The following is a 21,417-nucleotide window of genomic DNA, read 5'->3' as shown; positions in this document are numbered from 1 at the left end:
CGTTCGGCTCAAGAACGCCCGTTCCCCAGCTCCGCGGCCGCCGCCAGCGCCGCCCCGGCCCGATTGCGCGCCGAGCGCCGCCCGTACAAACGGGCGCAGAACGAGGTGAGCACCTCGGTGACGTCCCGCACCAGGCCGCGTCGTCCAGCTCCCCGTCGTCCAGGACCACCAGGGACCGCCCGGATGCGGACAGCGCCGCCTGGACCAACTCCACGTTCATCCGGCCCAGCCGCTCCCGGTGCTCCACCACCACCCGCACCACCCGCAGCCCCTGTCCCGCAGCCCAGACCGAGAGTCGCGCCACCTGGCGATCCAGATCCTGCCGCTGATCACGAGACGAGACCCGCGCGTAAAGCCCGGCCCCAACCTCCGGCACAGACTCCGGCTTCGACTGCTCGATCAGGACGGTGCGCTGATTGATCCGCCGGGCGGGAAGCGGCAGTCTCCCCTCCCGGAACCAGCGATAAGCGGTCTGCGGATGGATCCCCTGCGAACGCGCCCACTCCGTGAGATTCATCAACTCGCCGTAACGCCATGACTCAGTATCAATCAGTAAAACTCAGAATCTCGGGAGCAGTTCACAACCCCCACCCGAGCTGTCCCGAAGCGGCTTCCGCAGTACCGCGTCCGGCATGAGCAGGAACGCACACCTCAGCGAGCTGGGTGAATTCCTCAAGGCCCAGCGTGCAAGGCTGAGCCCCAGTGCAATGGGACTGCCCGAGAGCGGGGCACTGCGTCGGGTCCCGGGGCTCGCGGGAAGCGACTCGCCCTGTGCCTCTCGTGTGTCTGATATGTCGTCAGGTATGTCGGCATCTGATCAGCATCAGTCCCTGCACATTCCGAGACGGTTGTCTGAACAGGTGCCTTGACGACGGCGTCGCAGCAGCCTGGTTCGCGCGGAAACGCAGGCAGGGAGCCTTCTCGCCGGAGTGAAGCGATGTTGCTCACAATCTTCGAGTCCAACGCCTGCCGGTGTACGGTAGATGCCGCCCTTGACCTGCAGAAAGCTGGCAGGGAGCCGTCTTCCAGGAGTTCAAAATGCTGCGCACCATGTTCAAATCCAAGATCCACCGCGCCACCGTCACCCAGGCCGACCTGCACTACGTCGGGTCCGTGACCATCGACGCCGATCTTCTCGACGCCGCCGACCTGCTGCCCGGCGAGCTGGTCCACATCGTCGACATCACCAACGGCGCCCGCCTGGAGACGTACGTCATCGAGGGCGAGCGCGGCTCGGGTGTCATCGGGATCAACGGTGCGGCGGCCCACCTCGTGCACCCCGGCGACCTGGTGATCCTCATCAGCTACGCCCAGGTCTCCGACGCCGAGGCCCGCGCCCTGCGCCCCCGGGTCGTACATGTCGACGCCGGCAACCGGATCGTGGCTCTCGGCGCGGACCCCTCCGAGCCGGTGCCGGACTCGGACCAGGAGCGCAGCCCGCAGGCCGTGCCCGCGGTCACCGTCTGACCGTCCATCTGGGCCCCGTAACATCCTGCGACGGGGTGAGTGCGCGTACGGCGCAGGGGTACGCGTGGGACAAGTCCAGGGCCGAAGTTCCGCATGGCTGGAGGACACGATGACCCACCCGAACCCCGACCCCACCCGCCCGGGCCCTTCTCCGGGCCCCGGCCCCGACCGCCCGGAACCCCTCCCGGACCCGGTCCCCAACCCCAAGCCCCACCCGGTACCGGACCCCAGCCCGTCCCCGGTCCCGGAGCCTCCCGGCCCGGAACCGCTGCCGAAGCCGGGTCCGCTGCAGCCGTAGTGGATAAACGACACGTGGCCCGGTGCGGACACTTCCGCACCGGGCCACCATGACAGCTCCGGTCCAGCAGGGGCGCGGGGAACTGCGCGACCAGCCACGTACGGCCCGCAGCCGCCCAACCCCAGAACCCCCCGAGCTATTAGCCAGCCACCTCGGACCGGTCTCCACCCCACAGCGTGTGGAACGACCCTTCCCGGTCCACACGCCGATACGTGTGCGCCCCAAAGAAGTCCCGCTGCCCCTGCGTAAGCGCCGCAGGCAACCGCTCCGCACGCAACGCGTCGTAGTACGTGAGAGCCGCGGCGAACCCGGGCGTAGGAACGCCCTGCTGCACCGCGGCGACGAGAACCGCACGCCAGTCGTCCTGCGCCGAACCGATCTCCTGCGCGAACGTCTCGTCGGAGAGCAGGCTCGGCAGATCGGGCCGAGTGTCGTACGCGGCGCGAATCCGGTCGAGGAACGCCGCGCGGATGATGCACCCACCGCGCCAGAGCGAGGACACCGCACCCAGGTCGATGTTCCAGTCGTACTCCGCGCTGCCCGCCGCGATCTTGTGGAAGCCCTGCGTGTACGACACGATCTTCGAGGCGTACAGCGCCTGTTCCACCTGGTCGGCGAAGGCCCCCGCCTCGGACTCGCTGAGGGACGCCGCCTTCGGCCCGGCGAGCCCCCGCGAAGCCTCGCGCAGTTCCGTGTGGCCCGACAGCGACCGGGCGAAGACCGCCTCCGCGATGCCCGACACCGGCACACCCAGGTCCAGTGCGATCTGCACGGTCCAGCGTCCCGTGCCCTTCTGCTCGGCCTGGTCCTGGACGACGTCCACGAAGGGCTTGCCGGTGGCCGCGTCCACGTGGGACAGCACCTCGGCGGTGATCTCGATCAAGTAGGAGTCAAGGCGCCCGGTGTTCCAGGTGCGGAAGATGTCCGCGATCTGCGCGGGGGAGTAGCCCGCCACATCACGCAGCAGCTGGTACGCCTCGCCGATCAGCTGCATGTCCGCGTACTCGATGCCGTTGTGCACCATCTTCACGAAGTGACCGGCACCGTCCGGGCCGACGTGCGAGACGCAGGGCGAACCGTCGGCCGCCTTGGCCGAGATCTTCTCCAGCATCGGGCCCAGCGAGTCGTACGACTCCTTCGGGCCGCCCGGCATGATGCTCGGCCCGTTCAGCGCGCCCTCCTCGCCGCCGGAGACACCCATGCCGACGAAGTGGATGCCCTGCTCGCGCAGGTCGCGCTCCCGGCGCCGGGTGTCCGCGAAGTGGGCGTTGCCCCCGTCGATGATCATGTCGCCGGGCTCCAGGAGCGGGGCGAACTCCCGGATCACCGCGTCGGTCGGGTCGCCGGCCTTCACCATGATCACCAGGCGGCGCGGACGCTCCAGGGCGGCCACGAACTCCTTGGCGGTCTCGGCCGCGATGAAGTCGCCCTCGCTGCCGAACTCCTCGACCAGTGCGTGCGTGCGCGACGCCGTCCGGTTGTGCAGGGCGACCGTGTATCCGTTGCGCGCGAAGTTACGGGCGAGATTGCGCCCCATGACCGCGAGACCCGTCACGCCGATCTGCGCTGAAGTGCTCATACGGTTGGCTCCTAAAAGGTCCTGAAAACGGTGGTGCCAGTCAGTATCGCCCCACTGACCATCCTGACTTGCCGACGATGTGTACGCATGGCGTGCCGTTCTGCCTCAGCCGACCCGTAACAACAGTGCATTCCCGGTCACTTGGCGGGACAGAGCGGCTGATTGCCGCCTTGTCATGGCCTGTTCGCTGCGTCTACTTTTGCCGCTGCTGACGCATGTCGAGGGGGATACTCCATGGCCGTACGGGGCCGGCACCGCCGGTATCAGCCGAACAGGATCAACCGTGCCTCGCTGACGGTCACGGCGGGCGGCGCCGGAATGGCGATGCCCCTGATAGCCACCGGCGTCGCCGACGCGGCCGATGTGGACACCTGGAACAAGGTCGCCGCCTGCGAGTCCAGCAACAACTGGGACATCAACACCGGCAACGGCTATTACGGCGGGCTGCAGTTCAAGCAGTCCACCTGGGAGGCGTTCGGCGGCACGGTCTACGCGTCACGCGCCGACCTCGCCACCAAGGACCAGCAGATCGCCGTCGCCGAGAAGGTCCTCAAGGGCCAGGGCCCCGGCGCCTGGCCGGTGTGCTCCGTACGCGCGGGCCTCACCCGGGGCGGCGACACCCCCGACATCAACCCTTCGGGCACCGCCGACCGCAAACCCCAGCGCACCGTCCGCGACGTACAGCCGCAGAACACGCCCCAGTCCCGGGCGGGCACCGCCGAGATGTACACCGTCGTCCGCGGCGACACGCTGTCCGGCATCGCCGGCTCCCGTGAAGTGCAGGGCGGCTGGCGGCAGTTGTACGACGCCAACCGCAAGGCCATTGGCGCCGACCCGGACATGATCGTCCCCGGCCAGCGGCTGAGCCTCAGCATCAAGGCCCCGGACAAGCCCGCGTCTCCCACGCCGGTGTCCAACCCGACCGCTCCCGCGAAGCCCGAGAAGAAGGAAGAGCCGGCCGAGAGCAAGCCCCGCGAGTCGGCGCGGACCCTCACCGCCCCGGTGGACGCCGGCGCCGGTACTGCCTACCGCGCGACGGGTTCCTCCTGGTCGAAGGGCTACCACACGGGCGTCGACTTCCCGGTGCCCACCGGCACCTCGGTCAAGTCGGTCGCCGCGGGCCAGGTCGTGACCTCGGGCTGGGGCGGATCCTTCGGCTACCAGGTGGTGATCAAGCACGCCGACGGCCGCTACAGCCAGTACGCCCATCTGTCGGCGATCTCCGTGAAGGACGGGCAGAAAGTGGTGAGCGGACAGCGCATCGGCCGCTCCGGCTCCACGGGCAACAGCTCGGGCCCGCATCTGCACTTCGAGGTGCGGACGGGGCCCGAATTCGGCAGCGACATCGATCCGGTCGCCTATCTGCGCAAGGGTGGCGTCAGCCTCTGACGCGTACACCCGACATCAGGTTCTGCATGGCAGACGTCAAGACTTGACGCGGGAGCCGACCACCAGCGGCACCGGCAGCAGCGGCAGGTAGAAGCCCTCGTAGTACGGGCCGGGCCGTGCCGGTGCTGCGCCGTCCCGTGCATCGTCGTCGCCCGGCGGCGGCCCATTGGACCCGGTGCGCGCCAGTCCGGCCGCCTCCCGCACGGACACCGGCGTCGGCACGACGACCGCGGCGGGCACGAGCGGCACCTCTTCCCGCACCGCCGCCGCTTCCTGTCCCGCCGCCGTGGCGGCGACCAGCCCGGTCACCTCGGCGCTCTGCTGCTCGGGCAGCACCACCTCGTCGGCCGGAGCCCCGGCCACCAGCGCGGGCTCGCCCGGAACCGGCTCCGTACGCTCCGTGCTGCTGATCCGCTCCGACGTCAGGAGGATGAGGCCGCCTGCCGCGACGACACCGAAGCCCAGCGCGAGGAGGGTGCCGGTCGAGCCGTAACGGAAGGTCTCGCCGAACATCGTGATGCCGACCGCGGCTGCCACCACAGGGTTCACCACGGTCAGCGTGGCCAGCGGCGCCGCGAGTCCCGCGCCCCGGTAGGAGGCCTGCGAGAGCAGCATGCCGGCCGTGGCCAGGACGCCGATCACCGCCAGGGCGGGCAGCTGGCCGAGCGTGAAGGCGCCCGTCCAGTCCACCGCGACCGTCTTGGTGAACACCGACGACATACCGAACGCGATACCGGAGGCGATCGCCAGCAGCACACTGCGCACCGCCGGGTGCCGGTGCGCCGCGCGGGCCGCCATCATCAGGCCCACCACCGCACCGCCGGTGGCCAGGGCCACCGCAAGCTGCTGGGAGTTGTCCAAGGACTGCGAATCGGCCGTGCCGACCAGCGACAGCAGTCCGGCCAGGCCGACCGTCGCCATGATCGCGCCCCGCCAGGCCGTCGCACCGGCCTTGCGACGAACGAAGAGAGCCGCCATGGGAAGCGCGAACACAATGGTCAACGCGCCCAGCGGCTGCACCAGACTCAGGGGGCCGAAGGCTAGGGCCACGACGTGCAGCAGACCACCGAGGCCGTTGAGACCCACCGCGGCCCACCAGGCGGGCCGGCGCATGGGAGCGTACGACTGATCCGGCGTCGCCGCGGCGACCCGTTCCTGCACGATCGCGCCACCGGCGTAGGCGACGGCGGACACGAGCGAAAGCAGCACAGACAGTGCGAGGGCGCTCATGGGTCCCTCCTCTGCGTCTGGCTGGCGCGCTCCGGCTGGCGGGGAGTCCGGCGCGGCGAACGGTCGGTTTTCATGGTGAATACGATGCCCTTCGAAGGCGCTCGCGTCGTCGTCCTTGAGCAGGCATTGGGTCCTACTGCCGATGGAGTACGACGCGTGCCCAGTCCTCCCCAGGTTGGGTGACACCGGGTACAACTCCCATGCTCGAACCGGTATGCCCGCTTGGTCCACTCGAATTCCGTGAATCTCGCCGGATCTCGACCGTGATCACGTTCCGTGTCCGCGAGGTCGCACACTGGTGCGCTTCGCCCGCCCGTCGCACCGTTCCCACCCCGCTGTCACTTGCGGTCTTCCCCCGCGGGCCTGTTCTGGGTGACCATGGGGGAATCAGCCGCTGAGACAGGGGGTAACCGGGTGCGAGTGGGCTTGTTGACCCGGGAGTACCCGCCGGACGTGTACGGCGGCGCGGGCGTCCATGTCGAGTTCCTCGCCAGGGAGCTGCGGCCCTTGACGGACCTGGACGTGCACTGCTGGGGCGAGGGCACCGCGGGCGGAGTCCTCCGCCACCGGCCCTGGCCCACGCTCGACGGCGCCAACGACGCGCTGCGTACCTTCTCCGTGGACCTCGCGATGACCGCCGCCCTCGAAGGCCGCGAGCTCGTCCACTCGCACACCTGGTACGCCAATCTCGCCGGCCACCTCGCGAAAATGCTGTACGGCATTCCGCACGTGATGACCGCCCACTCCCTGGAGCCGCTGCGCCCCTGGAAGGCCGAGCAGCTCGGCGGCGGCTACGCCCTGTCGAGCTGGGCCGAACGCACCGCGATCGAGGCCGCCGACGCCGTGATCGCCGTCTCCGGAGCCATGCGCGAGGACATCCTCGGCTGCTACCCGGCCCTGGACCCGGCGAAGGTGCGCGTCGTGCACAACGGCATCGACACCTCCCTGTACCAGCCGGACCACGGCACGGACGTCCTCGAACGCCTGGGTGTCGACCCCGACCGCCCGTACGTCCTGTTCGTCGGCCGCATCACGCGCCAGAAGGGCGTGCCCCAACTGCTGCGCGCCGTACGGGACATCGACCCGGCCGCACAGGTCGTCCTGTGCGCGGGAGCCCCCGACACCCCGGAGATCGACCGGGAGTTCCGCGATCTCTTCCAAGAACTCAGCCACGTACGCCAGGGCCTGTTCTGGATCCCGCAGATGCTCCCGCGCCCGGACGTGATCCAACTCCTCACGCACGCCGCCGTGTTCGTGTGCCCCTCGGTGTACGAGCCGCTGGGCATCGTCAACCTCGAGGCGATGGCCTGCGGCACGGCCGTGGTCGCCTCGCGGGTCGGCGGGATCCCCGAGGTCGTCGAGGACGGCGAGACGGGTCTGCTCGTGTCCGTCGACGAGGGCGCCGAGGAGCACGCGGCGCAGCTCGCGCGCGCCCTCGACTCCCTGCTCGCCGACCCCGAGGCCGCCCGGCGGATGGGCGAGACGGGCCGGGAGCGGACGGTGCGGGAGTTCGGCTGGGACGCGGTGGCCCGGCGTACGGTCCAGTTGTACGAGGAACTCCTCAAACTGGGGTAAGCCTCAAGCAGGCGAAGTACAAGAAAATGGCACAACCGGGCGGGTAGAGGGGCGGCACGGCATGCGACGCGGTGGACCTTCGGTGCTGGGAATCGTACTGGCGGGCGGTGAGGGCAAGCGTTTGATGCCCCTGACCGCCGACCGTGCGAAACCCGCGGTCACGTTTGGCGGAACGTATCGCCTCGTGGACTTCGTACTTTCCAACCTTGTCAACGCGGATATTCTGCGCATCTGCGTACTCACGCAGTACAAGTCGCACTCGCTGGACCGGCACATCACCACGACCTGGCGGATGTCCAGCCTGCTGGGCAACTACGTCACGCCGGTCCCGGCCCAGCAGCGGCTCGGCCCGCGCTGGTACCTCGGCAGCGCCGACGCGATCCTGCAGTCACTGAACCTCATCTACGACGAGCAGCCCGAGTACGTGGCAGTGTTCGGCGCCGACCATGTGTACCGCATGGATCCGCGGCAGATGCTCGCCCAGCACATCGACAGCGGGGCGGGTGTGACCGTCGCCGGGATACGGGTGCCCAGGGGCGAGTCGTCGTCCTTCGGTGTCATCGCCCCCGGATCCGACGGCCAGACCGTCGACAGCTTCCTGGAGAAGCCCGCCGACCCGCCGGGTCTCCCGGACGACCCCGAGTCCGTGTTCGCCTCGATGGGCAACTACATCTTCACCACCAAGGCCCTGATCGAGGCCCTCCAGCGGGACTCCGAGGAGGAGAACTCCATACACGACATGGGCGGTTCGATCCTGCCGCAGCTCACCGAGCGCGGCGAGGCCCAGCTGTACGACTTCAGCGCCAACCATGTGCCCGGTGAGACCGTGCGCGACCAGGGTTACTGGCGTGACGTCGGCACCCTCGACGCGTACTTCGACGCCCATATGGATCTGATCGCCGAGCGGCCCGCCTTCAACCTCTACAACCGCCAGTGGCCCATCTACACCCACTCCGGCCAGCTCTCGCCGGCCCGCTTCAACGCCGGCGGCATCGCCAGCGAGTCGATCATCAGCGCCGGCTGCCTCATCCGCGGCCAGGTCAGCCGCTCGGTGCTCTCGCCGGGCGTGGTCGTCGACCCGGGCGCCGTCGTCCAGGGCTCGGTGCTGCACGACAACGTCCACATCGGGCGGGGCGCGGTGGTACGGGGCGCGGTGCTCGACAAGAACGTACAGGTACCGCCGGGCGCGACGATCGGCGTCAATCCGGAACGGGACCATGAGCTGTACACGGTCTCCAAGGGCGGTGTGATCGCGCTGGGCAAGGGGCAGCAGGTGTCGTAACGATCATCGGGACGGCCTCGGTGCGGAGTGCGCACCGGGGCCGTTCGCGTTGTCGGAGCCTTGAGGAGGCAGAACGAGACAGAGGTGCTCCGGCTGAAGGCCGCACATGAGGCATCGAGCCGGGACGCGTCCCTGGCGACCTCTGTGGGCTGCCCGGTCGAGTGACGGCCATCTGGCTGATTCCTGCGACCGGCGCTGTACGACATCCGCCCGCTCGTCTTCGCGGTGGGCGGATGGGCCGCCCGGCCGTATGCGGCCCGCAGGTCGCTTCAGCTGCCCGGAAAGAACCTCGTAGACCACATGCGTCCCATCCCTCACACGGAGGCGGGACTTAATCTGCTGTTAACTGTGCGTAGCTTGATCGTACTTGACCGTAATCGCTTGTCGGGGGTTGACTGCTTGCTCACCCGTCGTCGACGCGAGAGCAAGCCATTGACCTCCGACCTGCTTGCACCACTCGACCTGGCGTTCTGGAACATCGAGTCCGCCGAGCACCCCATGCATCTCGGCGCCCTCGGTGTCTTCGAGACCCATTCGCCCGCAGCGGGCGCCCACGCCGCCGACCTGCTCGCGGCCCGTGCCGCGGGTGTGCCCGGGCTGCGGATGCGGATCCGTGACGTATGGCAGCCGCTCTCCTTCGGGCAGCCGCTGGCCTTCGGCGGTGCGGCCCGCGAGCAGGTACGCGACTTCGACCCGCTCGACCATGTCCGGCTGCACGCGCCGACCGCGGACTTCCACGAATCGGCGGGCGTGCTCATGCAGCGCCAGCTGGAGCGCGGCAGGCCGCCGTGGGAGGCGCATGTGCTGCCCGGCGTGGACGGCACCTCGTTCGCCGTGCTCTTCAAGTTCCACCACGCCCTGGCCGACGGACTGCGGGCGCTGACGCTCGCGGCGGCGGTCATGGACCCCATGGACCTGCCCGAGCCCCGCCCCCGCCCCGCAGAGCCCGCCCGCGGCTTCCTCCCGGACGTACGCAAACTGCCGGGCCTCGTCCGCGGCACCCTCTCCGACGTGGGCCGGGCCCTCGACATCGGCGCCTCCGTAGCCCGCGCCACCCTGGGCGTCCGCTCCTCGTCCGCCCTGGTGTCGGAGCCGACCGGTACCCGCCGTATCGCGGGCGTGAACCTGGACCTCGACGAGGTGCACAAGATCCGCAAGAGCGTGGGCGGCACCGTCAACGACGTGCTGATCGCGATCGTCGCGGGCGCCCTGCGCCGCTGGCTGGACGAGCGCGGCGACGGCAGCGAGGGCGTCGTGCCGCGGGCCCTGATCCCCGTCTCCAAGCGCCGCCCGCGCACCGCGCACCCCCAGGGCAACCGGCTCTCCGGCTACCTGATCAAGCTGCCCGTCGACGACGCGGACCCGCTCGGGCGGCTCGACACGGTGCGTACGGCCATGAACCGCAACAAGGACGCGGGCCCCAACCGGGGCGCGGGTGCCGTCGCCCTGCTCGCCGACCATGTGCTGCCGCTGGGGCACCGGCTCGGCGGTCCCGTCGTCGGCCAGGCGGCCCGGCTGCTCTTCGACATCCTGGTCACCAGCGTGCCGCTGCCCAGCCTCGGCCTGAAACTCGGCGGCTGCCCGCTCACCGAGGTCTATCCGCTCGCCCCGCTCGCCCGCGGCCAGTCCCTCGCGGTCGCCGTCTCGACGTACCGCGGGCGCGTCCACTACGGGCTCGTCGCCGACGCGGAGGCCGTGCCGGACCTGGACCGGCTGGCCAAGGCGGTGATCGCGGAGGTGGAGGCGCTGAACGTCGCCTGCGCGCCCTGACGAGAGCGGTGATCACGCCGGGTTTGGTTCCTTCGCCCCGCGCTCCGTAAAATTCCGCCTTCGAAAGCGAGCGCGGTTCGAGCGCGGCGCGGAACCCGAGAAACGGCAACGACGATGACGGTGACAGACGACAGCCAGGCGCCCCCCGCCGTGGACACGGCAGAGGTGGCAGGCGCCTCGTACGGTCCCGGCATCGACCCGGAGCGGCTGGCTGTCTGCCTCAGCGTGCTCGAGGAGCTCGACAAGCTGGAGGTCGACCACCCCGACGCCGTCGCCGTGCGCCGCGCCACCGCGGGTGTCTACCGCACGGTGAAGCAGCGCCGCCGCCAGGAGCGCCGGGCCGCCAAGACCGCCCACGACAAGGCGGTCACGGAGGCGACGGCGACGGGTTCCGCCCAGCGCATCGACGACGAGACCGAGGGCATCCTGCCCTCGTCCGCCGTCGAGGCCGGGCAGATCGCGGGCATACTCCAGCGCCCGCGCTCCTGCTACACCTGCAAGACCCGGTACGTCGAGGTCGACTACTTCTACCACCAGCTCTGCCAAAACTGCGCCGCCGAGAACCGGGCCCGCCGCGACGCCCGCGCGGATCTCACCGGCAAGCGCGCCCTGCTCACCGGCGGCCGCGCCAAGATCGGCATGTACATCGCGCTGCGGCTGCTGCGTGACGGTGCGCACACCACGATCACCACACGCTTCCCGAACGACGCGATCCGCCGCTTCAAGGCCATGCCCGACAGCGACGAGTGGATCGGCCGCCTGAAGATCGTCGGCATCGACCTGCGCGACCCCGCCCAGGTGGTCGCGCTCGCCGACTCGGTCGCCGCCGCGGGCCCGCTCGACATCCTGATCAACAACGCGGCCCAGACCGTACGCCGCTCCCCGGGGGCCTACAGCGAGCTGCTCGCCGCCGAGTCCGCCCCGCTCCCGTCCGGCGAGCTGCCGCCCGCCGAGGTGATCGGCACCTTCGGCTCCGGTGCCGTGGCCGCGCTGCCGGTGGCCGGGGGCGGCGAGCTGACCGCCCAGGACGTCACGGACCTCGCGCTGGTGTCCGGCTCGGCGTCGCTGGAGCGCATCGCGGCCGGTACGGCGATCGACGCGGGCGGTCTCGTGCCCGACCTGCACGACACCAACAGCTGGATCCAGGCTGTCGAGGAGGTCACTCCGGTCGAGCTGCTCGAGGTCCAGCTCTGCAACTCCACCGCGCCGTTCATCCTCATCAGCCGCCTGCGCGCCGCGATGGCGGCCTCGGGGGCGAACCGCACGTACATCGTGAACGTGTCCGCCATGGAGGGCGTCTTCAGCCGCGGCTACAAGGGCGCGGGGCACCCGCACACCAACATGGCCAAGGCCGCGCTCAACATGCTCACGCGCACCAGCGCCCAGGAGATGTTCGAGAAGGACCGCATCCTGATGACCGCCGTCGACACCGGCTGGATCACCGACGAGCGGCCTCACCCGGACAAGATGCGCCTCGCCGACGCGGGGTTCCACGCGCCGCTCGACCTGATCGACGGGGCTGCGAGGGTGTACGACCCGATCGTGCGGGGCGAGCAGGGCGAGGATCTGTACGGGGTGTTCTTGAAGGACTACGCGCCCGGCAAGTGGTAGGGCTGCCCGCCCGCGGTAATCCGGTGGCCTGTGCGGGGGCCGCTGTCCTACCGTGAGGGTGCCCGGTGCGATGGCAACGCGTTCTTCGTGGTTCGACTCCGTGCAGGCCCTCCGCGGGCCTGTTGCCCTATGGGGGGCAATCGCGTAGCCGCCTTGATCTCGGGCAAACCGTGCACATCGTGTCGTGCTCAGCCGTGTCAGTACGCGCTGCTGTCGGCATCCGGCGGCGCCTGCGACCGCAGGCGCTCGTGGACGGCGTACGCCGTCGCCGTGTGTGCCGCCCGTACTCTCGTTCCGCCGTCCACCAGCAGGTCGGCCCCCGTGATCCACTCCGCCGCGTCCGAGGCCAGCCACACGACGGCCCGCGCGATGTCCTCGGGCTCGCCGATCCGGCCCAGGGGCAGCCCTGCGGCCACCTCGTCCTCACCCCGCTCCCACACGAACCGCGCCATCTCGGTGCGGACGAGACCGGGGGAGACCGAGTTGACGCGCACCTTCGGGGCCAGCTCGCCCGCGAGCTGCTGGGTGAGGTGCAGCAGGGCGGCCTTGCTGGTGCCGTACGCGCCCACGTTGGGGCCCACGTGGGTGGCGCCCTCCGTGCAGACGTTGACGACCGCGCCGCCGTGCTCGCCCATCCACGCTCGCCAGGCGCACTGCACCAGCCGTAGCGGCGCCTCGACGTTGACGGTGAACGCCTCGCGCCAGCGGTCCGGGTCGGCGTCCATGAGCGGGCCGTACGGCTCGTTCGTCGCCGCGTTGTTCACCACCACGTCGATCCGCCCGAACTCGCACAGCGTCAGCTCCGTCAGTGCCCGTAGATGCGCCGGTTCGGCGACCGAGCCCGCGAGGCCGACGGCCCCCAGTTCCTCGGCGACCTGGCTCACCCCGCCCGGATCACGCGCGGTCACACACACCCGCGCGCCCGCCCGGACGAGGGCCTCCGTGACCGCCCGCCCGATCCCGCGCGAAGCCCCGGTGACGATCGCGGCCCTGCCCGTGAGCCCGTACGGCGAAGTCATCCGCGTACGGTCTCATGACGGGCCGTCAGCTACCAGAGGTGTGCGTCAGCGGCGGACGGTGGCGCGCGCCGCGACCAGCTCCAGCACCGTGCGCCAGTCCTCCAGCACGCCGGCGTTCAGCCCGGCGACCTTGCCCGCCTCGTCCGCCTGCCGCAGGGACAGCACGTCGTCGTCGAACGGGCCGTCGTCCCACGGCGCGGCATACAGGCGTACGAGACGGGCCACCCGCTCGCCGAGCAGGGACCGCACGGCGTCCGCCGCGTGGTCCGCGTGACCGGCCTCGTCGCCGGGATACAGCAGCTGCCCTATGCCGTGCACCAGGCCGGCCACCTGGAGTTCCTTGTCACTGGGATGACCGCGCCGCAGCAGCGCGGCGGTCTGCAACGCGTGATCGTGCAGATCGAGCGAGCCGCCGACGGGGGACCCTCCGCTGGGGCGTGGCCTCGAGTGGCGGAGGTCCGGGGTGCCCCAGGCCCCCCGGCAGGCGTGCAGCAGATCCATCAGCTCATCGACACTGCGCAGCTCCATGCGCCAGTCCTCCCTGCCTGCGAGAAAGGCCGTTGTCCCGCGCCAGCAGATCATGGCCAGCTTTCAACCGAACCAACAGGATCTGAATAGCGAACCGAGTCCACCCCACGGCCTCCCCGCGGGAGCGCCGCCTCAGTGACCCCGGTCGATCCACTCCTTCAGATGCGGGGCCTCGGCACCGATAGTCGTCGAGTCGCCGTGGCCGGTACGGACCTCCGTCTCGGGCGGCAGGGTCAGCAGCCGGTCGCGGATCGAGTCGATGATCGTCGGGAAGTGAGAGAAGGAACGCCCCGTCGCGCCCGGCCCGCCCTGGAAGAGCGTGTCGCCCGTGAAGACGGTGCCCAGCTGGGGGGCGTACAGGCAGACGGCGCCCGGGGCGTGACCTGGGGTGTGCAGCACCGTCAGCTCCGTGCCGGCCACCGACAGCCGCTGTCCGTCGGCCAGTTCACCGTCCGGCAGGCGGTTCGGGTGGGTCTGCTTCCACAGCGGGAGGTCGTCGGCCTGAAGGAGGATCGGGGCGCCGGTGCGGGCGGCCAGGGCCGGGGCCGCGTCGATGTGGTCGTTGTGCGCGTGCGTACAGATGATGGCCACGAGCCGGCGGTCGCCGAGCGCCTCGGCGATGGCGTCGGCGTCATGGGCGGCGTCGATCACCACGGCCTCGGAGTCGTCGCCCACGATCCATACGTTGTTGTCGACGTCCCACGTGCCGCCGTCCAGGCTGAACGTGCCGGAGGTGACCAGGTGCTCGATACGGGCGGCCATCACAGCACCACCACCGAACGCAGCACGTCGCCCTGGTGCATCCGGTCGAAGGCCTGCTCCACCGCGCCCAGCTCGATCGTCTCGGTGACGAACGCCGCCAGGTCCAGACGCCCCTGCTGGTGCAGATCGACCAGCATCGGGAAGTCACGCGAGGGCAGACAGTCCCCGTACCAGGACGACTTGAGCGCCCCGCCCCGGCCGAAGACGTCCAGCAGCGGCAACTCCAGCTTCATGTCCGGTGTGGGGACGCCGACCAGGACCACCGTGCCCGCCAGATCGCGGGCGTAGAACGCCTGCTTGTACGTCTCCGGACGGCCCACCGCCTCGATGACCACGTCCGCCCCGAAGCCGCCGGTCAACTCGCGGATGGCTTCGACCGGGTCGGTCTCCTTCGAGTTCACCGTGTGAGTGGCGCCCATCGTCCGGGCCGTGGCCAGCTTTTTGTCGTCGATGTCGACGGCGATGATGCGCGCCGCGCCGGCCAGCTGGGCCCCGGCGATCGCCGCGTCGCCCACGCCGCCGCAGCCGATGACGGCCACCGAGTCGCCACGTGTCACCGAACCGGTGTTGATGGCCGCGCCGATCCCGGCCATCACTCCGCAGCCGAGCAGACCCGCGATAGCGGGGGACACGGCCGGATCCACCTTCGTGCACTGCCCGGCCGCGACCAGGGTCTTGTCCGCGAACGCGCCGATCCCCAGGGCGGGCGAGAGCTCCGTGCCGTCCTCCAGGGTCATCTTCTGCTTGGCGTTGTGCGTGTCGAAGCAGTACCAGGGCCGCCCGCGCAGACAGGCCCGGCAACGGCCGCACACCGCACGCCAGTTGAGGATCACGAAGTCGCCTGGCGCCACCTCGGTCACGCCCTCGCCGACCGACTCCACGATCCCGGCGGCCTCGTGGCCGAGCAGGAACGGATACTCGTCGCTGATTCCGCCCTGCTTGTAGTGCAGGTCCGTGTGGCAGACCCCGCAGGCCTGCACCTGGACCACGGCCTCGCCCGGACCCGGATCCGGGATCAGGATCGTGCGGACCTCAACCGGCTCGTTCTTACCGGGGGCGATGACACCCCGTACCTGCTGGGCGGCCATGTCGGGCTCCTTCGCGTAAAAGTGGCGCGTTTGATCATGTTGGCACAGGGCCGGACGACTGGCTCCGTGCCTGTGGACAACCAGTGGAGAACCAAGGGAGGCCAGTGGGCTCAAAGTCCGGTTTGTCGCGGAACGACTCTAAACAGTTACCTCGAGTTTTCAGCCCCATCGAGCGGACCTCCGCTCATCTGTGTACCCTGTACCGGAACGGACAGCATAATTGGGTCCCACCCACACCCATGGTCCGTCCCGGGACAAGCCGGTCACCACGGCCTGCTCTCACTTGAGTTACCGGCGCCACCGCGTCCGTACTGCCTGTAATCCAGACCCGATCGGGCGTCAGGCGACCGGTAGTAGACCGGCCCTGCCTGTCCCGAGGGTGATCCGACACATAAGGAGTGCGCGGTGACACCGGAGACGAAGAACAGCGATCAGCGCCCCAAGGAACGCACGGAGCGCGGAGGCAGCGGGCCCGAGGAGGCGCTCGGCAGTCTCGATGTGTGGTCCAGGTCCGCCCCGATTCGCCTGGCGGGTTACGAGGACGACCTGGCGGAGCCGCACATCCTGCCCAGCGTGGACTGAGACGTTCACCGAGGAAACAGCGCGATTGCTGACGGCATGGGCGTGCCAGACTCACGCCCATGCTGATCAGAGAAGCCGCGGCCGACGACTGGCCGCGGATCTGGCCTTTCTGGCACCGCATCGTCGCCGCCGCCGAGACCTACGCCTGGGACCCGGCCACCTCCGAAGAGGACGCCCGCGCCCTGTGGATGGCACCGGGCAAGCGCGTGTACGTCGCCGAGGACGCCACCGGAGCGGTCGTCGGCTCGGCCTACGTCACGCCCAACTACGGCGGCCCCGCGGCCCGTATCGCCAACGCCGGTTTCATGGTCGACCCGGACCACGCGAGCCGCGGCATCGGCCGCCGCCTCGCCGAACATGTCCTGACCGCGGCGAAGGCCGAGGGGTACCGGGGCATGGTGTTCAACGCCGTCGTGGAGACGAACCCCGCCGTGCGCTTGTGGACGTCACTCGGCTTCACCATCCTGGGCACCGTTCCGGAGGCGTATGAACATCCGAGGCACGGGCTGGTGGGGCTGCACATCATGTACCGGGCGCTTTAGCGCTCCGCTGGTTCTGCGGTTTTTGGCTGCGGGTGTGTGGGTGGCTGGTCGCGCCGTTCCCCGCGCCCCTTGGGTGGGTGGGGGGTGCGGGGTCGTGGGCCGGTGCGTCAGCCCGTCGCAGGGCGGGCATACGGCCCTGGGCTGGTACAGGGTGCGGGTTCTCCGAGACCGGAGCTAAGCGATGGGCATACGACGCACCGGCCCACGACCCCTCCCGCCGGAGGGCAAGTGACGGCGCGTTGGGGTGCGAGCTTTCCCGGGCACGGGCTTTTGGGAGTGCGGGCTCGTTCGGGGCGGGGTTTTTGGGCGCGGGAAGTCGCAGGCTTTTCAGGGGCGCGGGGAACTGCGCGACCAGCCACACTCAACCCGCACTCGCCCGTGAACAGAACCCACCCTCCCGGTAGGCGCCCCCGCTCAACCGCCGGAGGCGATGGCGTCGGTCGCGGTACCGGCCAAGCAGGCTTCGAAGGAGTCGCGGGTGGCCGCGAACCACGGCTCGGCCGAGCGCAGGGCCGCGGCCTCCCGCCGGTGCTCCTCGGTGAAGCCGATGCCGAGGGCGTGGGCGGTGATCAGGGTGAGGGTCCGTACACGCTCGGGGTGCACGGCCGTGTAGAGCAGCGGTTCGCCCTCGCCCATGACGTGATAGGCGAGTTCGGTTCCGTCATCGGCGGCGAAGGCGGGCATGGCGTCGTCCTGAGCGGCGGGCGACGGTCGCAGCAAGCCGTTTACGGTGCCCCCTTCTATTGGGGAGCTACGCCAGCGGCGCCGTACGCCGCCACGGCCGCAGCTCCTCCAACTGCCCTGCCAGCTCCAGGAGTTCGGTCTCCGAGCCGGGCCGCCCCACCAGCTGTACGGCGCACGGGGCACCCGACGGCAGGGTTCCGAACGGCACCGCCATCGCGGGCCAGCCCGTCAGGTTCCACGGCGGAGTCAGCGGCGAGTAGTTCGTGTTGGCCAGCAGATTGCGCAGCCAGCCGCGCTCGTGCCAGTCCGCGGCGGCGGGCCCCCGCCGGGCGAGAGCCGGAGTGAGCAGTACATCGTGCTCCGCGAAGAACGGCTCCATGCGTGTGCGCAACTGCTCCCTGCGCGCGCCCTCGCGCACCGAGGCCACGAAGCGGCGCCCCACAGCCGCGTGCACGCGCGTCCGTCGCGTGAGCTGCCGCGGGTCGAGGCCTGCCGCGTCCACCGCCGTCCCCGCCGTCCAGTGCGCGAGCGAGGTCGTGCCCAGCCACAGGGGGTACGGCGGGTCGGCACGCCGTACCCGATGACCCGCCTCGGCCAGCAGTTGAGCCGCCTCTCTGGCCGCGGTCGCGTAGGGGCGGCTGACCGTGACGCCGACCAGTGGGCTGCGTACGGAGACGGCGACGGTGCGCGTGACGGGCTCGGCCGTGCGTACGACCTCGGTGGCGGCCAGGACTGAGAACATCAGCCGGGCGTCCTCGACCGTGGTCGCCAGCGGACCGTTCTCCGACATGCCGAACCAGTCGCCGTGGCCGATGCCCGCCGGGACCGTGCCGAAGCCCGGCTTGAGGCCTATCAGCCCGCAGTTGGCGGCCGGTATCCGAAGCGAGCCCATGCCGTCGTTGCCCAGCGCGAGCGGCACCATCGCGGCGGCGACCGCGGCCGCGCTGCCGCCGGACGAGCCGCCCGCCGTGCGCGTGGTGTCCCAGGGGTTGCGGGCGGTGCCGTGCACGCCCTCCGTGGTGCCGAAGACGCAGAGTTCCGGCACGTTCGTCAGGCCCACGACGACCGCGCCCGCCGCACGCAGCCGGGCCACCGTGACATGGTCGTGGTCGGCCGGAGTCTCGTCAGTCGCGGCGGAACCGAGGCGGGTGGACTCGCCGCGTACGGCCAGGTTGTCCTTGACCGCCACCGGCACGCCCGCCAGGGGGAGTTCGGCCAGATCGGCGCGGGCCGCCACCTCGTCGGCCTCGGCGAGTGCCGCCGTCGCGCGCAGTTGACGGAAGGCGCCCACGCGGACGTCGAGCAACTCGATCCGCGCGAGATGCTCGGCCACCACCTCACGGGGAGTGGCCCGCTTCTCGCGTACGGCTGCGGCGATTTCGGTGGCGGTCCGGCCGGCCCAGGTGGTCACGGGGGCTCCTTGTCGGTGGTCAGAAGTACGGGTGACGCGTGAACTTACTCACTGGTATGAGGAGCACTGTGCCCGGGACGGGGCTTCACGTCGAGGGGCTGGAGGCCCTGGACCGCCCACGGTGTCGAGCAGTTGACCTGCGGCTGCTTCCGGAACTCGGTGCTGTCGGCAGGTGGAGGGGGCGTCATTGACGCTCACGGCTGCGGCACTTGGCGGTGGGCGGCGCCGGGGCTGCGGATTACGCCGTCGCGCGGGGCCATGCGTATCGTGCGGGTTCGCGCTGTATCGCTCATAGGTCTTAAACGCGTGTGGTACGAATCACACGGCGGACGGCAAAATTTACCGGGTGCAATGATCGCCGCACCTGGTTCGTCCGTACCTTCTGGCGTCAGCGCCAGTCACGCCAGGAGGATGTATGCGCATATCACGAAACATAGCGGGAACTGTCTTCGTGGTCGGCGGCATGACGATGACGATCGCCGCACTCGCCTACCCGGCGATGCTGGGACTCGAGAACACGTCCGCGAACCAGGAGCGTGTCATCGCCAACACCCGCTACGGGCCGATAACCGAGGCAGACCGCGACTTCGTGGTGAAGGTGCGCGCGGCAGGCCTGTGGGAGTACCCCCTGGGCGAGTTGGCCATGGAGCGAGGCACGACCCCGGCGATGAAGGAGGCGGGCAAGCATCTGGTCGTCGGGCACGGCAACCTCGACGTGATGTGCCGTCAGATCGCCCCGGAGCTGGGCATCACGCTGCCCAACCAAGCGTCCCCGCAGCAGCAGCAGTTCGTGGCGACCGTGGACGGGAGCAGCGGCAAGCAGTTCGACTCCACCGCGGTCAGTATCATGCGCGTCACGCACGGTCAGATCTTCCCGGTCATCGCCAAGATCCGCGCCTCCACCCAGAACAGCATGATTCGTCAGCTCGCCGACCTGGCCAATGCCACGGTCCTCGACCACATGACGATTCTGGAGAAGACCGAGCTGGTGAACTTCGAGCAGAACAACTTCCAGCAGACTGCCCCGCCGAAGCTGCCCAAGGACAACACCACTCCGCCCCCGCCCGCGCCGGGATCGCCGGTCCTGGTCCTCAAGCCGCGTCCGGACCTGAACATCAAGACGCCCGGCCCGCCGACCCCCGGGTCGTCGGTCAACTCGACGTCCAACCCGGCGTTGGGTGGGTGACGGTTGTCGGCCCGCCCTCGGCCCGTACGAGGGCGGCCGCACACCGGCCGCATATCAGCGGCACATCAGCGGTGCGGAGTTCAGGCTCCGCGTTCCAGCTCGGCGTCCGCCCAGCCCAGCGGATGATACTCGGGATCGTCCGCCGGGGCGGGAGGTTCTCCGCCGGCCTCGTTGAAGGCGGTGAGCGCCTCGATGAGCTCCACCCGCTGCCCGGGGTCGAGCCGTTTGACGATCTCGGCGAGGTCGGCGCGGCGCCGGGCCATGACCTCCCGCACCGTGTGCCGGCCCTCGCCGGTCAGCCGCAGCAGTGTCTCCCGGCGGTCGGCGGGATTGGTCTGCCGGTCGGCGAGACCGGCCGCGATCAGCCGGTCCACCATGCGCATGGCCGTCGACGGCGCCACATGGAGCAGTTCGGCCAGGGCGACCAGCTTGGTGGCGCCCCTCGTCGACAGCACCACCAGCATCCGGAACTGAGGGAGCGTCACCCGCTCTTCGACCACGGACAGTGAGCGGGCGGACACCGCGACCAGCAACCGCGACGCGGTCAGCACCGCGCGGGTCACCGCATCGACGTCATCCCCACCCAGCACGGGTGCCTCAGGCTCGGGCATGAGTCCTTTCTATCGCGTCGATCCACTTGAGTGCTCAAATGAAGCGAACAGATTTTCCTCCCCCGTGACGCTCACTGTCTGAGCTGGGTCCGCAGCCACTCCTCCACCTCGCCCACATGCGCGGCGGCAGCAGCCCGGGCCGCCTCCGGATCATGGGCGACCAGCGCGCGATGGATGGCCGCGTGCTCGCGGCGGGTGCGCGCGAAGGCGCCCTCCTCCTGATAGCCCCGCCAGACCCGGGCGCGGAACGTACGCGAGGACAGACCCTCCAGGATCGCCGCCATCGTGTCGTTGCCCGCCGCCGCCACGATCGCGCGGTGGAACGCCAGGTCGTGGGAGAGGATCTCCTCCGGGTCGTCCGTCGCGTGCATGGCCGCCAAGTGCTTCTCGACCTCGGCGAGTTCACCGGGGGTGATCCGCGCGGCGGCCAGCGCGGTTGCCGTCGACTCCAGGATCCGCCGCACCTCGAGCAGCTCCACGAGCTGGGGGCCGCGGGAGAGATCGGCGACCACACCGAAGGTCTCCAGCAGATCCCCGGCCTCCAGCTGCGTGACGTAGATACCCGACCCGTGCCGGGCCTCCAGTACACCCAGGACGGTCAGCGCGCGGATCGCCTCACGCATCGAGCTGCGCGAGATGCCCAGCTGGACCGCCAGCTCACGTTCGGTCGGCAGTCGCGCACCCGGTTCAAGGCGTCCCTCGCCGATCATCGCCTTGATCTGCTCGATGGCGCGCTGCGTCACGGTGCCCTTCTGTGGTGCGGGCTCCGTCTGCCTGGGCAGGGCCTCGTCCACGCCACTCCT

General features: G+C 70.1%; 19 protein-coding genes and 1 pseudogene. 9 read left to right on the top strand and 11 right to left on the bottom strand.

Annotation, left to right across the window (positions count from 1 at the left end):
• Window positions 1-8: 8 nt before the first annotated feature.
• Window positions 9-517, bottom strand: a pseudogene (locus IEZ21_RS36810) (recombinase family protein).
• Window positions 518-1,038: 521 nt separating this feature from the next.
• Between IEZ21_RS36810 and panD the strand changes: the two are divergent.
• Window positions 1,039-1,467, top strand: coding sequence for an aspartate 1-decarboxylase (gene panD / locus IEZ21_RS36805; protein WP_033319121.1), 429 nt, complete (start codon window positions 1,039-1,041; stop codon window positions 1,465-1,467).
• Window positions 1,468-1,904: 437 nt separating this feature from the next.
• Here the strand turns inward: panD and gnd are convergent, their stop codons facing one another.
• Window positions 1,905-3,344, bottom strand: coding sequence for an NADP-dependent phosphogluconate dehydrogenase (gene gnd, locus IEZ21_RS36800; RefSeq protein ID WP_189326170.1), 1,440 nt, complete (start codon window positions 3,342-3,344; stop codon window positions 1,905-1,907).
• A 234-nt stretch (window positions 3,345-3,578) separates the two neighbouring features.
• Here gnd and IEZ21_RS36795 point away from each other — a divergent pair, with 234 nt between their 5' ends.
• Window positions 3,579-4,733, top strand: coding sequence for a transglycosylase family protein (locus IEZ21_RS36795; protein ID WP_189326169.1), 1,155 nt, complete (start codon window positions 3,579-3,581; stop codon window positions 4,731-4,733).
• A gap of 36 nt (window positions 4,734-4,769) precedes the next feature.
• On the opposite strand, the gene IEZ21_RS36790 is transcribed toward IEZ21_RS36795, so the two are convergent.
• A complete protein-coding gene (locus IEZ21_RS36790; protein WP_189326168.1) occupies window positions 4,770-5,963 on the bottom strand; it encodes a DMT family transporter in 1,194 nt (397 codons plus the stop codon).
• Window positions 5,964-6,377: 414 nt separating this feature from the next.
• Here IEZ21_RS36790 and glgA point away from each other — a divergent pair, with 414 nt between their 5' ends.
• The 4 genes from glgA (at window position 6,378) to IEZ21_RS36770 (ending at window position 12,201) form a co-directional block, all read left to right on the top strand.
• Window positions 6,378-7,538 carry a glycogen synthase gene (gene glgA / locus IEZ21_RS36785; protein ID WP_189326167.1) on the top strand — a complete coding sequence of 387 codons (1,161 nt, stop codon included), beginning with the start codon at window positions 6,378-6,380 and terminating at the stop codon, window positions 7,536-7,538.
• A 61-nt stretch (window positions 7,539-7,599) separates the two neighbouring features.
• Window positions 7,600-8,820 (top strand): glucose-1-phosphate adenylyltransferase, encoded by a 1,221-nt coding sequence (gene glgC / locus IEZ21_RS36780; RefSeq protein ID WP_033319117.1) that lies wholly within the window; start codon window positions 7,600-7,602, stop codon window positions 8,818-8,820.
• A 432-nt stretch (window positions 8,821-9,252) separates the two neighbouring features.
• On the top strand, window positions 9,253-10,590 hold the full coding sequence (locus IEZ21_RS36775) for a wax ester/triacylglycerol synthase family O-acyltransferase (protein ID WP_189326166.1): 1,338 nt from the start codon (window positions 9,253-9,255) through the stop codon (window positions 10,588-10,590).
• A 114-nt stretch (window positions 10,591-10,704) separates the two neighbouring features.
• Window positions 10,705-12,201, top strand: a complete 1,497-nt coding sequence (locus tag IEZ21_RS36770; RefSeq protein WP_189326165.1) for an SDR family NAD(P)-dependent oxidoreductase — start codon at window positions 10,705-10,707, stop codon at window positions 12,199-12,201.
• A 197-nt stretch (window positions 12,202-12,398) separates the two neighbouring features.
• Here IEZ21_RS36770 and IEZ21_RS36765 read toward each other — a convergent pair whose 3' ends face one another.
• From IEZ21_RS36765 to IEZ21_RS36750, 4 genes are all read right to left on the bottom strand, one after another.
• A complete protein-coding gene (locus IEZ21_RS36765; RefSeq protein WP_189326164.1) occupies window positions 12,399-13,220 on the bottom strand; it encodes an SDR family oxidoreductase in 822 nt (273 codons plus the stop codon).
• Between the two features lie 45 nt (window positions 13,221-13,265).
• Entirely contained in the window at window positions 13,266-13,748 is a 483-nt protein-coding gene (locus tag IEZ21_RS36760; protein ID WP_189326163.1) for an inositol oxygenase family protein, read from the bottom strand.
• 132 nt (window positions 13,749-13,880) lie between these two features.
• Window positions 13,881-14,510 (bottom strand): MBL fold metallo-hydrolase, encoded by a 630-nt coding sequence (locus IEZ21_RS36755; protein WP_189326162.1) that lies wholly within the window; start codon window positions 14,508-14,510, stop codon window positions 13,881-13,883.
• On the bottom strand, window positions 14,510-15,598 hold the full coding sequence (locus IEZ21_RS36750) for an S-(hydroxymethyl)mycothiol dehydrogenase (RefSeq protein ID WP_189326161.1): 1,089 nt from the start codon (window positions 15,596-15,598) through the stop codon (window positions 14,510-14,512). The genes IEZ21_RS36755 and IEZ21_RS36750 overlap by 1 nt, the downstream gene beginning before the upstream one ends.
• A gap of 405 nt (window positions 15,599-16,003) precedes the next feature.
• Here IEZ21_RS36750 and IEZ21_RS36745 point away from each other — a divergent pair, with 405 nt between their 5' ends.
• Together IEZ21_RS36745 and IEZ21_RS36740 are read left to right on the top strand one after the other, a co-directional pair.
• Complete coding sequence (locus IEZ21_RS36745) at window positions 16,004-16,180, top strand: hypothetical protein (RefSeq protein ID WP_189326160.1); 177 nt, start codon at window positions 16,004-16,006, stop codon at window positions 16,178-16,180.
• A 59-nt stretch (window positions 16,181-16,239) separates the two neighbouring features.
• Window positions 16,240-16,722, top strand: a complete 483-nt coding sequence (locus IEZ21_RS36740; protein ID WP_189326159.1) for a GNAT family N-acetyltransferase — start codon at window positions 16,240-16,242, stop codon at window positions 16,720-16,722.
• Between the two features lie 414 nt (window positions 16,723-17,136).
• Here IEZ21_RS36740 and IEZ21_RS36735 read toward each other — a convergent pair whose 3' ends face one another.
• Together IEZ21_RS36735 and IEZ21_RS36730 are read right to left on the bottom strand one after the other, a co-directional pair.
• A complete protein-coding gene (locus IEZ21_RS36735; RefSeq protein ID WP_246568510.1) occupies window positions 17,137-17,442 on the bottom strand; it encodes a hypothetical protein in 306 nt (101 codons plus the stop codon).
• Window positions 17,443-17,473: 31 nt separating this feature from the next.
• Window positions 17,474-18,817, bottom strand: coding sequence for an amidase (locus IEZ21_RS36730; protein ID WP_189326158.1), 1,344 nt, complete (start codon window positions 18,815-18,817; stop codon window positions 17,474-17,476).
• 415 nt (window positions 18,818-19,232) lie between these two features.
• Between IEZ21_RS36730 and IEZ21_RS36725 the strand changes: the two genes are divergently transcribed.
• On the top strand, window positions 19,233-20,003 hold the full coding sequence (locus tag IEZ21_RS36725) for a DUF4142 domain-containing protein (RefSeq protein WP_189326157.1): 771 nt from the start codon (window positions 19,233-19,235) through the stop codon (window positions 20,001-20,003).
• 80 nt (window positions 20,004-20,083) lie between these two features.
• Here IEZ21_RS36725 and IEZ21_RS36720 read toward each other — a convergent pair whose 3' ends face one another.
• A complete protein-coding gene (locus IEZ21_RS36720) occupies window positions 20,084-20,614 on the bottom strand; it encodes a MarR family winged helix-turn-helix transcriptional regulator (protein WP_189326156.1) in 531 nt (176 codons plus the stop codon).
• Between the two features lie 71 nt (window positions 20,615-20,685).
• The gene (locus tag IEZ21_RS36715) at window positions 20,686-21,408 is read right to left on the bottom strand and encodes a FadR/GntR family transcriptional regulator (protein ID WP_189326155.1); all 723 of its coding nucleotides are present in this window, start codon (window positions 21,406-21,408) and stop codon (window positions 20,686-20,688) included.
• Window positions 21,409-21,417 lie beyond the last annotated feature (9 nt).

It is taken from the genome of Streptomyces flaveus (assembly GCF_014647675.1).
GTDB lineage: Bacteria > Actinomycetota > Actinomycetes > Streptomycetales > Streptomycetaceae > Streptomyces > Streptomyces flaveus.
Note: the sequence above shows the minus strand (reverse complement) of the source record. Positions and strands in the feature narration are given on the sequence as shown.